Annotated in this window: 8 protein-coding genes; all 8 read left to right on the top strand. The window is 43.4% G+C overall.

What is annotated here, in order from left to right:
* Positions 1-109: 109 nt before the first annotated feature.
* Positions 110-883, top strand: a complete 774-nt coding sequence (locus ACE1CD_RS16715) for a DUF928 domain-containing protein (protein ID WP_374825603.1) — start codon at positions 110-112, stop codon at positions 881-883.
* Positions 884-1124: 241 nt separating this feature from the next.
* Positions 1125-1916, top strand: coding sequence for a DUF928 domain-containing protein (locus ACE1CD_RS16710; RefSeq protein WP_374825601.1), 792 nt, complete (start codon positions 1125-1127; stop codon positions 1914-1916).
* 131 nt (positions 1917-2047) lie between these two features.
* A complete protein-coding gene (locus tag ACE1CD_RS16705; protein WP_374825599.1) occupies positions 2048-4243 on the top strand; it encodes a CHASE2 domain-containing protein in 2196 nt (731 codons plus the stop codon).
* 269 nt (positions 4244-4512) lie between these two features.
* Positions 4513-6915, top strand: coding sequence for a CHAT domain-containing protein (locus tag ACE1CD_RS16700; protein ID WP_374825597.1), 2403 nt, complete (start codon positions 4513-4515; stop codon positions 6913-6915).
* A 45-nt stretch (positions 6916-6960) separates the two neighbouring features.
* Positions 6961-9486 carry a filamentous hemagglutinin N-terminal domain-containing protein gene (locus ACE1CD_RS16695; protein WP_374825595.1) on the top strand — a complete coding sequence of 842 codons (2526 nt, stop codon included), beginning with the start codon at positions 6961-6963 and terminating at the stop codon, positions 9484-9486.
* 37 nt (positions 9487-9523) lie between these two features.
* Entirely contained in the window at positions 9524-11953 is a 2430-nt protein-coding gene (locus tag ACE1CD_RS16690; RefSeq protein ID WP_374825593.1) for a filamentous hemagglutinin N-terminal domain-containing protein, read from the top strand.
* 48 nt (positions 11954-12001) lie between these two features.
* Positions 12002-14482: a filamentous hemagglutinin N-terminal domain-containing protein gene (locus tag ACE1CD_RS16685; protein WP_374825591.1), complete on the top strand. Its 2481-nt coding sequence runs from the start codon at positions 12002-12004 to the stop codon at positions 14480-14482.
* 66 nt (positions 14483-14548) lie between these two features.
* Positions 14549-14722 (top strand): hypothetical protein, encoded by a 174-nt coding sequence (locus ACE1CD_RS16680; RefSeq protein WP_374825589.1) that lies wholly within the window; start codon positions 14549-14551, stop codon positions 14720-14722.
* The last annotated feature ends 97 nt before the right edge of the window (positions 14723-14819 follow it).

Genomic DNA, 14819 nt, shown 5'->3' with positions numbered 1-14819 from the left:
TCACAAGTTCTTCACTTTTGAGTTTTACCATATGGTGACAGAAGGTTAGCTTTAACCTAACCAAGTGACCAAACAGGCTTTCTTTCATAAGTGAAAGGGTAATCTTCTTATGTTGAAACTAAATCGTCTTATGTTGAAACTGAATCCGCTTGCCAGCGCAATCCGATTAAGCGCACATACTTTGCTGGGCGCATTAGCGCTACTCAGCGCTCCTACCACTTTTAACTCTCTTACACCCCTGGCGAGTAGCAATGAATTGACAGCTAATGCAGCCGAGGTCAAACAGTACGTTCCTCCCAGCGGTAGAGAGCGACTCCAAAGAACAGAAGGTAGTGGATCGCGAGGATGCACAAATTCTATTCCCGTATCTTTAAAATTATTGACGCCCAGCGACCATATTGCACAGACAGTCTCAGGTCGCCCCACATTCTTTTGGTACATATCAAATCCTACAAATGTACCAATGGAGTTTAGTTTGGTAGAGCCAGGAATGACTCAACCGGTTTTCCAACAACAGATCAAAGTTGATAAAGCTGGCATAGTAAAGGTAGAACTTCCGGCAAACGTTTCAGAACTGGCGGTAAGTAAGCAGTATCGATGGACAGTTGCTCTAGTTTGCAGCCAAAAGCGTCCTTCGGAAAATATTTATGCCCGTGCTTGGATCGAGAGAGTTTCCGCTTCACCTGAATTAAATCAAAAGCTTGCTGCTGCTACTTCCGCTCGCGATCGCGCTTTGATATATGCTCAGTCTGGTATTTGGCAAGATGCAATAGCCACCCTTTACAGGGTTTATACTGCTAATCCAGGCGAAAATCAAGCTTTAGATACTCTGAATAAGTTGCTAGCACAAGTTGGTTTAACGCAAGTAGCAGCAACTCACTGAAAATTTATTCAATTTTACAACAAATTTACACCAAAACTGATATCCCTTCAATTAAAATATATTGTTGGGAAACACTTGATTTTTCCACCTGCAAGCCGAGTCTTTAACTAAGTAGTTTCAAAGACTAAGTAGTGTCAAAGACTAAAGTTCGACCTTTGACTTGTACTAAACGACGATCTTGTCGAACTTAGGCTTCATGCTGTTTATCCTGTTTATAGTTAACAATTTGTAATCTCAACCAATGAATAATACCAAAATTACGGCAATGCTCACCGGAGCAGCCTTATTCACGTTTTTGCTATCTACAAATGCGATCGATATTGCGAGCAAACATTCGCTGGCACAATGGAAAGAGTTGAGCGTCTGGAATAACAAAGCGTCGGCTAATCCATTGGGAGGTTACGTTCCCCCAGCCGGTCGAGATAGAATTCTACGCACTGAAGGAGCTGGATCGCGAGGCTGTCCTTCAGGTTCTTTCGGATCGCTCACGCTACTGATTCCCAACGATCATATCGGATTGACAACTTCCAGTCGTCCCACTTTCTCCTGGTACGTCTCATCAGTAGCATCAACGCCGATGCAGTTTACTCTTGTAGAACCTGGAGTAGCAAAACCATTGCTAGTTAAGCAGTTCCGCAACCATAAAAGTGGCATTATTCAACTAGAACTGCCGCCAAATGTGCCAGAATTGTCCGTAGGCAAAGTATATCGCTGGACAGTATCTTTAGTGTGCAATGCTAAGCGTCCCTCAGAAAATATCTACGTGCGAAGTTGGATCTCAAGGGTTGACTACCTAACTGCAATTAATAGCCAAAGCGGTTCGGAAAGCGACTCTTATGCACAGAAGCTTCGCCAAACTGCCGCCGCTTACGCACAATCGGGAATTTGGTATGACTCGATTGCTTCTGTTGCTAAAGCTTATTTAGCAGAACCTCAAGATCGACAAAACTATCAATATCTCCGCTTTTTGTTGGATGAAGTAGGCTTATCTCAGGTTCCCATTTCCCAACCACAAATTTTGGCGGGAAATTAAAGCTGAATTCAGGAGCGAAAATTCAAAATTAAGCATAGATAATTGAGGTTGAATTATAACGCCTGAATCTAGGCTCCTAAATCCTGAATTTTGACTCTTAACGCCTGAGTCCTAATTTTTGACTTTTGTCAATGATAAAGCATTCTTCAGCTAAATTAGCTAAGCAATTTTTGGGGCGGTTGTCCTTAAAAAATTGCCCTATATTAGCCAGCCAAATAAAAAAGGTAGCGTGGGAATGGCAAGGTGTGGCGTTCGTGACACTTGGAGTAGCAGGAATAACGATCGCTATCAGAATGTTGGGATGGTTTCAGCCTTCAGAATTAGCAGCTTTAGATCTTCGCTTTCGCCTGCGTCCTCAAGAACCGATCGACGATCGCATTTTGCTCGTCAGTGTGGAAGAATCAGATCTAGCTAAGCTAGGACAATGGCCTTTTTCTGATGCCACTTTGGCAGAACTTATAGAACGGATTAAGCAAAAAAGACCAAAAGCAATCGGACTGGATTTGTATCGCAATTTGCCTGTAAAACCCGGTTACAAAGAATTGGTAAAGGTATTTAAAAGTACTCCTAATTTAATCGGCATTCAAAAAGCGATCGGAGACAAATATATTTCTGCGATCGCACCTTCTCCCGTGCTTGCCGAATTAGGGCAAGTCAGCGCTAACGATATTGTTGTAGACTCCGATGGAGTGGTACGTCGTGCCGTACTTTTTCCTATGCCTGAAGGTAATGAAGCATTACCCACTTTGGGATTAGCGGTAGCAATGCTTTACTTAAAGGGACGAGGAATTACCCCTAAAGCAGACCCAAATGGCTTTATGCAATTGGGGAAAACAATTTTTACTCCTTTTGAGAAAAATGATGGCGGCTATGTGCGTGCAGATGCGGGAGGTTACCAGATTTTACTAAATTTTCGGGGGCCTGCCCGCACATTTGCAACTGTTTCGGTAATGGATATATTGCAGAACCGAGTTTCATCGAATTTAATTCGCGATCGCATCGTTTTAATTGGTGCCAAAGCTAATAGCCTGAATGATGTTTTTTACACACCTTACAGCGCAGGTTTCAGTAGCAGTCCGGTACGGACTTCGGGAGTAGAAATTCAAGCAAATATCGCCAGCCAAATTTTGAGTTCCGTCTTGGACGATCGGCCTTTAATTCAAGTTTTGCCTAAATTCATAGAAAACTTATGGATTTTAGTTTGGGCTGGGATAATTCCTGTGTTTGCATGGAAATGGCGACACGATCCAGGTAACTTTTTTATCGGTAAAGTTACAGCACTCATACTCCTGGCAGGTGCTTCTATATTACCGATCGGTTATTTTAGCTTTTTAGCAGGTTTGTGGATTCCTGTTATATCCCCATTGGTAGCTTTAATCGTGTCGGCTATAGCAATTGGAAGTTACATTTATGTCAGCAAGTTGCACGAACTGAATACCATACTAGATCGAAGCGTCAAAGATCTGGAACACGCTTTAGAGAAATTACAGCGATCGCAATTACAATTAGTTAATAGTGAAAAAATGTCAGCCCTCGGTCAATTAGTATCGGGAGTTGCTCACGAAGTAAATAACCCGATCGGCTTTGTTTCTGGCAACCTCACCTATATGCAGGAGTATATCGAAAATTTGATCGAGCATTTAAAACTATATCAAGAAAAATTTCCCAATCCGGGCACAGAAATTGAAGAAAATGCTACGGAAATAGACCTTGAATATACCTTAGAAGACCTGCCCAATTTAATTACATCAACTCAGGTTGGGATGAACCGAATCAAGGAAATAAGTGTATCGTTACGCACTTTTTCCCGTAGCGATACAGCTAATAAGGTAGCGTGTAACATCCACGATGGGATTGATAGCACTTTGATGATTTTAAAACACCGACTGAAAGCTAATAGTCACCGTCCAGACATTAAAGTTGTTAAAGAATATAGTAAACTACCTGCGGTAAGTTGTTATTTAGGCCAATTAAATCAGGTAATAATGAACTTATTGAGTAACGCCATTGATGCGTTTGATGAATTCAACCAACAACGCTCTTTAGATGAAATTAAAGCTAATCCCAATATAATTACAATTCGCACAGAAATATCTGAAGATAATGCTATGGTAGCGATTCGGATCAAAGATAATGGCCCTGGCATACCGGAAAGCGTACAGCAGAAAATTTTCGAGCAATTATTTACAACTAAAGGAGTAGGTAAAGGCACAGGTTTGGGTTTATCAATCAGTCGCCAAATTATTGAAGAAACCCACAAAGGCAAATTGACTTGTATTTCTGCTCCAGGAAAAGGAGCAGAGTTTGTGATTGAAATACCAGTTTGACATTAAGGAGTAATTTTATGAAAGCAAAACAGCTTATAGGGCATTTACCAAACCGATTCCAAAATATAATAAGTATATTTAAAATAATCGGCATTTATTTGCATCCATTTGGATTATATAGGCGTGTAACAAGAAAAGCACGCCCTTTACAAATAAAAATATCATTATTTGCATTGGGCTTTTTTATTTATTTATTGCTGCATATTTTAACTACTGATTCAATCGCTAATGCTGTAGACACAAAATTGACACAGAACAGTTATGAATCAATGGATAAAAATTCACAAAATAGTGGCGAAGACGAAGGCAGTATTCGCTATAATGCAGGACAATACCAAGAAGCGATCGCAATTTGGCAGTCAGCACTAAACCAAACATTCGATCGCAAACAAAAAGCCCTACTTTACACTAATGTAGGAACTGCTTATCGCCAAATTGGAAATTTAGGAGAAGCAATCGCCAATTGGGAAGAAGCTGCCAAAATTTATCAATCTTCCTCAGATGGAGAATCTCGCCGTTTTTTAGCGCAAGTATTGACCGAACAAGCACAAGCTTACAACGCTTTGGGACAATTTCGCCAAGCCATGCCAATTTTGCAGTCTGCGATCGATATAGCGCGTAAAAATCAAGACAAAACCACAGAAATAGCCGCTCAAGGAGCATTAGGAAATACCTATTCTGCTGCGGGAGAATTGGAAAAAGCGATCGCGGCTTACCAAACCAGTTTAAATTTAGCAAATACGTTGAAAAATCCTCAAGCGATCGCGACGAATTTAAACAATTTAGGCAGCGTTTTTAACCGGCGCTACCAACAATATTTATTACAAGTGAATGCCGCCCAAAGAGAAGGAGACGATCGAGAAGAAGCGCGGTTGACGAATTTAGCCCAACAAGACGCCGTATCTGCTCGCACGACTTACGAACGTGCCATAGAAGCCAGTAAACCTTTAGGCGGCATCATGCACGCCAAAGCATTATTAAATTTAGCTCAGTTCTTACAGCAATTACCATCTTCAAAAACTGATGCGATCGAAAATTATTCCATACAAGCCATCTCTCTTTTAGAGAAAGTACCCGACTCCCGTCAGAAAGCTTATGCTTTAATCAACGCCGCCGAAATTGTAGGCAATGCCAACCGCAATAACCAACAATTAAAAGCTCAAACCTTACAAAAAGCGATCGTCATTACCAGAAATATCGGGGATAAACGCGCCGAATCATTTGCCGTCGGAGCATTAGGAAAAGTTTACGAACAAGCTCAAAACTGGACGGTAGCGATGCAGCTTACCCAGCAAGCTGCTTTAGCCGCTCAACAAGCAAATGCTGCCGATAGCCTTTATCGCTGGCAAGCACAAACGGGACGAATTTACAAGTATCAAGGACAAAACGAACAAGCAATAGCATCTTATAAAGAAGCGATCGTTACCCTCCAAAGTATTCGCAGCGATTTAGCGGCTGCCAGCAAAGACTTGCAATTTGACTTGAGAGATTCGGTAGAACCAGTTTATCGAGAACTGATCGGTTTATTACTCAATGAAAGCGAAAAATCTGCTGGTGAGGATGCCAAAGCCAAAATCGAAGATGCGTTGCAAGTAGTAGAACTATTGCAATTAGCTGAATTGCAGAACTTTTTCGGCGATGAATGCACGGAAGTAGCGCGGGATAAAAGCGATCCGCTTGCTGAAATAGCCAGCACTAACACTGCCGTTATCAACTCGATTATTTTAAAAGATCGCACCTATTCAATCTTGCGCTTACCAGATGGTTCTGTCCATCGGTATGAGGTAGCTCTATCCCGTCAAGAAGTAGAAAACCAAATCGATCGCCTTCGCTTCACTTTAGAAGATATTTCCACAGATGAATACTTAGTAGAGAGCCAGAAAGTTTATAATTGGCTGATCGCCCCAATGGTAGCAGATTTAGAAACAGCCAACCCCAAAACTATTCTATTTATTAACGATGGCGTTTTGAGAAATGTACCGATGGCAGCATTGTACGATGGCAAGCAATATTTAATTGAAAAGTACGCTATTGCCACCACGCTAGGTTTACATTTAACAGCTAATAAAAAATCAAATCTAGTTAAGTCTAATGCTTTAATCTTTGGTTTAAGTGCAGAAATTCCTCCTTTCGCTCCCTTACCAAATGTCCCCAAAGAAACTCAAGGTATTCAAGAAATTGTGGGAGGAGTGCGATTTTTAGATAAAGATTTCACCTTAGCCAATTTAGAAAAGCAAATTAATAAAGGCAACTATCCCATAGTTCACTTAGCCACTCACGGCAAATTTGGTGCCGATCCTAACAGTACCTTCTTGCAAGTTTTCGACCAGAGAGTATCTTTAAATGAGTTTGAAGAAGTGCTGCGCCAAAGTAAACACCCGATCGAACTCCTTACCCTGAGTGCTTGCCAAACGGCAGCGGGGAACGATCGCTCTACTCTGGGTATTGCTGGGGTAGCATTGAGAGCCGGGGTAAAAACCACTTTTGCCAGTCTTTGGTTTGTCAACGATGCCGATACCTTACCCTTAATTGAAAACTTTTATAAACTTCTCCAACAACCGGGAATAAGTAAAGCAGAGGCATTGCGACAAGCACAAATCAAACTAATCAGAGATCCTAACGGTCATCCAGCAATTTGGTCGCCATTTATTTTAGTGGGTAATTGGCAATAATTCAACGTAATTTCGACAGGGAATTTTTTATGGAAAAATGCTTTTATGAAATTGATTAAAGACCGAAGAATTTGGTTGTTAATGTTGCCAAATTTGATATTTCTAGAAATGCCAATTTTCGGTCAAATCGTCCCCGATCGCACCGTAGGCACGACAGTTACCCCCAACGTAAAAATTAAGGGCGTGCCGAGCGAAATCATTGACGGTGGCACAGTTCGCGGTGCTAATTTATTCCACAGTTTCAGTGAATTCAATATCCAAAACGGACGATCGATATACTTCACCAACCCAGATGGAATTACCAATATATTCAGTAGAATTACAGGTTCTAATCTGTCTAATATTAACGGCATCTTGGGAGTATTGGGTAATGCCAATTTATTTTTACTCAACCCCAATGGCATTATTTTTGGAGCCAATGCCAAACTCGACCTCAACGGTTCGTTTATCGGTACAACAGCTAACAGCATTCGGTTTGCCGATGGAGTAGAATTTAGCGCCACGAATCCAGCCACATTACCAATACTGACCGTGAGCGTACCCACTGGGTTGCAAATGGGACAAAACCCAGGCGCAATTACCGTGCAGGGACTGGGAAACAAGTTAACAGATAGCACTGGCTTTGGTCAGGCTAATGCCAGCAATAGCCCGCCGGGATTGCAAGCCGGAACCGATCGAACTCTGGCGTTGATTGGCGGTGGTGTAAACTTCTCCGGCGGAGTTATTTCCACTAAGAGCAGCGGACATTTAGAAATAGGCAGTGTCAGCCCTGGGAAAGTTGGACTAAATGCTACTCCTACGGGTTGGGTGGGGGATTACTCCGCCGTGTCGCAATTTAACGATATTCATCTAGCACAAGAATCGCTGCTGAATGCTAGCAGCAGTAATGGTTCCATCCAAATCGAAGGACAAAACATCAGCTTGAGTGAGGGATCTTTTGTTTTGCTCCAAAACCTGGGAACGCAATCCTCTGGCGGAATTACGATCGATGCCAGAGGCTCCCTCAGTTTGACGGGGAATACAGCCGACGGTCAATTGCCAAGTTCGATCCAAAGTAACAATTTCGGTACGGGTCAGGTAGGAGATGTGGTCATCTCTGCCGATCGACTCTCCCTCCAGGATGGAGCCAGAATTATTACGAGAAGCCGGAGTCAAACAGCTGGTGCAAACGCGATCGCGAATGTAGGCGAGACAATCGATATCCGTGGCTTTAACCCCACCAAGCCAGTCATTTATAGTGGGCTGGTCACATTTTCAGTAGCGAGCGGCAAAGCAGGGAACATCACGATATCGACGGATAATCTCCATATCCTCGATTCTGGCCAAGTTCTTTCTTTAGCTCTCAATTCTGGAGACAGTGGAACAATCCAAGTGAATGCCGCCGATCTAGTTGAAGTTGCAGGTTACAACCCAAGGGCATTTTCAGAAAGTGCGCTGTCTTCCAATACTCAGGGGTCTGGTAATGCGAATCGCGTCGTCATCAACACTTCTCGATTAGTAATTCAAGAGGGCGCATCTTTGGGGTCTACGAGCTTAGCCAGTGGTTCAGTCGGTAGCGTAGAAGTGAATGCTTCGGAGTCGATCGATATTGCAGGTCGCGTCACTCAGGGTCGTGCGATTGGATTACCCGCTCGCATTTTTTCCAATGCTGAGATCGTCGATCTAACTACTCAAGCTGCCTTTGGAATACCGCCTATTCCTACTGGTAATGCAGGTTCCCTAACCATCCATACTCCTTTATTACGCCTGACGGATGGGGGAACTGTGACAGTCAAAAATGATGGGCCAGGACTTGCAGGAAACGTACAAATTGACGCCAACTCGATTTTCTTGAACGACGAAGGCAGCATCACCGCCACCACTGCCTCCGGGAATGGGGGTAATATTCGCTTAAACCTGCAAGAAAATCTGCTGCTGCGTCAGCATAGTCTGCTTTCAGCCACAGCACAAGCCAATGGCAATGGTGGCAATTTGTCAATTAACTCACCCATTCTGGTTGGGTTAGAAAATAGCGACATTATCGCCAATGCAGTTCGAGGTAATGGCGGCAATATTCAAATCACTACCTCTGGCATCTTCGGACTGGTAAATCGTCCCCAACTCACCGAAAGTAGCGACATCAGTGCTAGTTCCCTATTGGGGCTCAGCGGCACAATCAATATCTCTATTCTCAACGTCAAACAACACGGTGTTCTACCACCTCTCCCCAGTAATTTTGTCAATACCGATCGAATCGTCGCCAATAGCTGTCTGGCACGCCAACGCAATACCCTGGCAACCTTTGTCGTCGCGGGCAACCGAGGATTGGCGGAAACACCATCAACTCTATTGCTGCCCTACGAAGTAGTGCAAGTACAAGCGATCGAGACTGGGCAAGCAGCAATCACCGATCCGGAATCGCAAGATGCTGCTGCAATTGCCACTTTCACTTGGAAATTGGGCGACCCCATTATCGAAGCCACTGAGTTGAGTGTCAATGCCAATCGACAAATGGTACTGATTGCAAAGGGAAATTCTGCGGCGGCGGTCGCACAAGCCCACCCCTTACCCTGTCATCCCAATGAATTATAGTATCAATTAATACTTCAAACTTAAGAAGCACAGACTAATGAATATCTACCGTCTAACTTGTTGGTTGGGATTGATGAGTGTAATTTTTACTGTACCTGTAGCAGCCCAAATTGCTTCCGATGGCAGTATTCCCACCAGCGTCAGATCTCCTGATGGATTAAATTTTACCATCGACAGCGGTGCGGTTTTCGGTAACAACTTATTTCATAGCTTCAGAGAGTTTTCCATTCCTACCAAAGGCTCGGCATTCTTCAACAATGGCGCTAACATTCAAAACATTTTTAGTCGAGTAACAGGAGGAAATATTTCCCATATCGATGGGGTGCTTCGCGCCAACGGAGGTGCAAATTTGTTTTTACTAAATCCAGCGGGAATACTATTTGGACAGAACGCGAAATTGAATATTGGTGGTTCATTTTTAGGGACGACTGCTAACAGTATCCGATTTGCTGATAGAGTCGAATTTAGCGCTACTAATCCTACGGCCACACCCTTGCTGAGTATGAATGTTCCCGTTGGTTTGCAGATGGGAGAAAATCCTGGCACGATTACGGTTCAAAATAGCGGACATCGGTTAAATCAGAATATATTGACACCGCTCGATTTTCAAAATAATGCCGTCGGATTAAGAGTGACTTCTGGCAATAGTTTGATCCTAGTAGGAGGGAATCTAAACTTAGATGGGGGTTTATTAAATGTCGAGTCAGGACAGATTGAACTCGGTAGTGCTAGTAGCGGGACTATTAATTTTAACTTGAGTGGAAAAACTTGGAGTTTTGACTATAACAATATTCAACAATTTGGCGAGATAAAATTTTCCCAACAAGCACTCGTCGATGGAAGTGGTGCGCCTAGTGGTTCTATTCACCTTCAAGGCAAAAATATCAGCCTCAATGAGGGATCGATCGTCGCATTAAGCAATCTAGGTAATAGTCGCTCTGGGAATATTACCATTCATGCCAGCGAATCTTTGGAATTGCGAAAAGTCGGTACTTATGGTTTTCCCAATCCCAGAGTGACACTCGACAATTTGGGCAATGGTGTTATGGGCGATATTTTGGTGTCTGCTCGCGAACTATTATTACAGGATGGCGGAGCAATTATTTCGAGAAATTTTAATGGAGAGGTAGGGGGAAATATTTATGTTAACACAAGAAATTTTATTCTAATCGAGGGCTTTTCAGCAATTAATACAACCTTGCCTAGCGGTATTGATTCTTTCAACTATAACGTTGGACGGGGAGGCAATATTTGGGTTGATACGAAGCAATTAACGCTCCAAAATGGAGGTGCTATTCCCAGTGTTGCTTTCGGCTCTGGAACGGGAGGAGATATTCAAATAAATGCTCCTGATTTGCTCGAATTAGGCGGAGAAAATCCGCTTAATTTTACTCCTACCGGCATCGGAATGTCATCATTCCGGGGAAATACAGGTCAATTAACAATTAATACTTCTAGGCTAATAGTAAGAGATGGCGCGAATGTAAGTGCTGCTACCCAAAGTCCGGGAAATGCAGGTAATTTAACGATTGACGCTACCTCCAGTATCGAAGTAAGTGGTGTGGGTGCTATCTCAGGTCAACCCAGCAAAATTAGTGCTGGAGCTACAGTTCTGACTCCCACTTTTCAACAGATATTTGGGTTGCCACCATTTCCCACAGGTAACACGGGAGATTTAATCATCAAAACTCCACAATTGCAAATTAGCAATGGTGGAATTGTCGGCGTTAGCCATGAAGGAGTAGGTAATGCTGGTAATCTCCAAATTAATGCTAATTCTATTTTGCTCGATCGGGCTGGCACGATTGCAGCAGCGACTAATTCTGGAGAAGGTGGTAGTATGAATCTGCAAACTAATACTCTCCTCGCACGCAATGGCAGTAGCGTTACCGCCACCGCAGGTGGCAGTGGCAATGGCGGTAATATGACGATCGCATCTGCGATCGTAGTTGGCTTAGAAAATAGCGATATTACCGCCAATGCTTTGCAAGGAAACGGTGGCAACATTCAAATTACTACCCAAGGAATTTTTCTGTCTGCCGATAGCAATATCACCGCTTCTTCTCAATTGGGAATTAGCGGCAATGTGAGCATTTCCAATCTTAATTTGCAGCCAGAAAACTTGGTATTTCTGCCTGCCAATACTTTGCTCAGCCAAGCACCAGTAATTGCCAGCAGTTGTTTGAATCAACGCAATACCCAACAAGGTCGGTTTGTAGTTACTGGAAATGGTGGTTTATCCGAAACACCAGATACCTTATTGATGTCATACGAAGTAACGCAGGTGAAACCTGTGGGTAGGTTAGGGACTACCAGAAATCGATCGCCAGAAACAACCAATTCTAGGCAACCTAATCGCCTAATGCAAGAAGCGACGGGATGGGCGGTTACTCCAGATGGAAAAGTAGCCTTGATAAATAATCAAAGCCAGCCAAATAGTCCTGAAAATTTAACTTGTTCGAGCTAATCTTCACCAATTCATCAAAATATTAGGTTACAAGGGAAATTCAATCTTATGAATAAATGTGCATTCAAGTATATCACCATCAAGCCGCCGCATTTCCCCTTATGTCTTACTTTTATTCTCGCAATTGCTAACTTGGTAGCATCGGTTCCCGGTCGATCGCAAATTGTTCCTGACGCTACTGTTAACTCAATTGTTGTTCCCAATGGCAATACTGTTCAAATCGATGGGGGAACAACTGTCGGCGGAAATTTATTTCATAGTTTCCAAGAATTTTCCCTGCCAACGGGAACAGAAGCCTTTTTTAATAATGCCTTGTCGATCGAAAACATTATTACTCGCGTCACGGGAAACAAGATTTCTAATATTGATGGGTTAATTCGTGCCAACGGAACGGCAAACCTGTTTTTACTCAATCCCAACGGGATTGTTTTCGGTCAGAATGCACAGTTAAATATTGGCGGTTCATTTATCGGTTCGACGGCTGAGAGCCTTCTGTTTGAGAATGGTAATATCTTTAGCGCTAATAATCCTCAAGTATCTCCTCTACTCACCATCAACGTACCCGTTGGTTTGCAGTTTAGCAGCAATCCGGGAACGATCGTCGTACAAGGGAGAGGACACAATGCACAGTTATTTCTCTTTCCTCCTAGCATTACCAACTTGAATCGAGATGCGTACAGATTACAGGTCAAACCTGGAAAAACCTTGGCCTTAGTCGGTGGTAATGTGACCTTAGAAGGTGGGATACTCTCAACATTAGGAGGGCGGATTGAATTGGGGAGTGTTACCGATGGCAGCGCCATTCTCAATGCTCTCCCTCAAGGACTGACGTTAACTTATCCCGCTACCAACACCTTTGGCAATATCCAGATGACCCAACGTGCCTTAGCTGATGCCAGTGGCATTAATACAGGAGGGGTGCAAATTCAGGGTCAACAGGTGAATATTGAAAGTGGCTCATTAGTCTTTGTGCAAAATCAGGGCAATCAAACAGCTGCCGATATTAAGGTCAGCGCCACCGAATCTTTGCACATTAATGGACTTTTCTCTTCGATCTTTTATGAAACACTAGCAACGGGAGCGACTGGAAACATTATCCTGACGGCTCCCTCGATCGCGTTTGAGAATGGAGGTAGCGCGATCTCCAATGCTTTTAGCGATAGCCCTGGTGCCAATATCATCGTGAATGCTAGCAAGGAGTTGAACGTCACAGCACAACCAGGGGAAAGACCCTTTACCCCATTGAGTACAATCTTGACAATAAATTACGGTAATGGTGTGGGAGGTAATATATCAGTGACCACCCAACACCTTTCGCTCGTCAATAGCGGCCAGGTGCAAACTACAGTGGTGGGGTCGGGGAATGGCGGCAATATTACGGTGAAGGCAGATAGCATCCTTGTCGTCGGTTCCACCCCTCCACCCGGTACGGTGTACGGACAGATTGTATTTCCTTCTGTATTAACAGTTTCAACTTTTGGTTTGGGAAATTCAGGTAACTTAGCGATCGAAACGCGCACCTTGTCCGTTCAAAATGGTGGTATTGTCTCAGCCTCCACTCTGGGTCAGGGCAATGCAGGTAATGTTAGGATCGATGCGTCTGAGTCGATCGAAGTTAAAGATCGAGTATCCCAAGAAGATGCCAGCCAGATTGCTGCGGCTGCGGACACTTTTGGAATTTCTCTATCCGATCTCCGTGGCAATGGGGGTCAAGTAACAATAAACACTCCTGTCTTGAAAGTTAGCAATGCTGCGACGGTTTTCGTGGAGAACCAAGGTGCTGGTGATGCTGGAATTTTAAGGATAAATGCAGATAAATTACAACTTGAAAATGGCAGTAACATTTCGGCTTCTACAATAGTAGGCGAAGGCGGCAACATTGACCTGCAAATCTCAACCCTCTTACAAATGCGCGATCGCAGCTTTATCAGTGCAGAAGCAGGTGGCAGGGGAAATGGGGGAAATATCACCCTCAATGCTCCCGTACTGGTCGGCCTAGAAAATAGTGACATCATTGCCAATGCGGTGCAAGGGGCTGGGGGCAATATTCAAATCGGCACTCAAGGAATCTTCGGACTAGCCTTTCGCACTCAACTAACTCCTGAAAGCGATATCACCGCTTCTTCTCAACTGGGGGTAAACGGTACGGTGAATATTTCCACTTTCGACTTCAGTAATCAAAATATCGTATTTGTTCCCCCACATAACTTCTTGGGAGAAGCACCAGTGATAGCCAGTAGTTGTTTGACTCGGCGTAACACTCAACAAGGGCGTTTTGTAGTTACTGGTAATGGTGGTATATCCGAAACACCAGATACCTTATTGATGCCATACGAGGCAGCGCAGGTAAGAAATATGGGGCAACTACGGGAGAGCGAAAATCGATCGTCAGAAACAAGTAATTCTACACAAAGAGGGCGCTCTATTCAAGAAGCAACTGGATGGGATTTTACCCCAGATGGAAAATTAGTACTGGTGGTAAAACCAGATAAGATTGCTTCTCCTACAGAATTAACTTGTAGCAATTAATGGATTTGCCTTTTGCCGTCAACTCAAAATTTGGAAAAATTAGATTTCAGGCTAAGGAACACTTTTATGAAATTAACTCAATTGCGCTTAATTTGCTTTTGTCTGTTACCAGTTGAGATTTCGATCTCGCTGCCAAGTTTCGGTCAAATAACACCCGATCGCACGGTGGGAACTACAGTTACGCCAAATGTGGAGATTAACCTGGAGTTCCCCGCGCTGCGGGGAACTCCAGAAGACTAAAACCCTTACCCAGAAATGGATGTAAAGATTATCGTTCGGTCAAGTTGTACCCATGTAATTTAAGCTTTTCTTTATTTTTGAGATGATTAGCTTATGG

Source organism: Aerosakkonema sp. BLCC-F183, from assembly GCF_041929145.1.
Lineage (GTDB): Bacteria > Cyanobacteriota > Cyanobacteriia > Cyanobacteriales > Aerosakkonemataceae > Aerosakkonema.
This window is presented reverse-complemented; position numbering and strand designations above follow the sequence as displayed.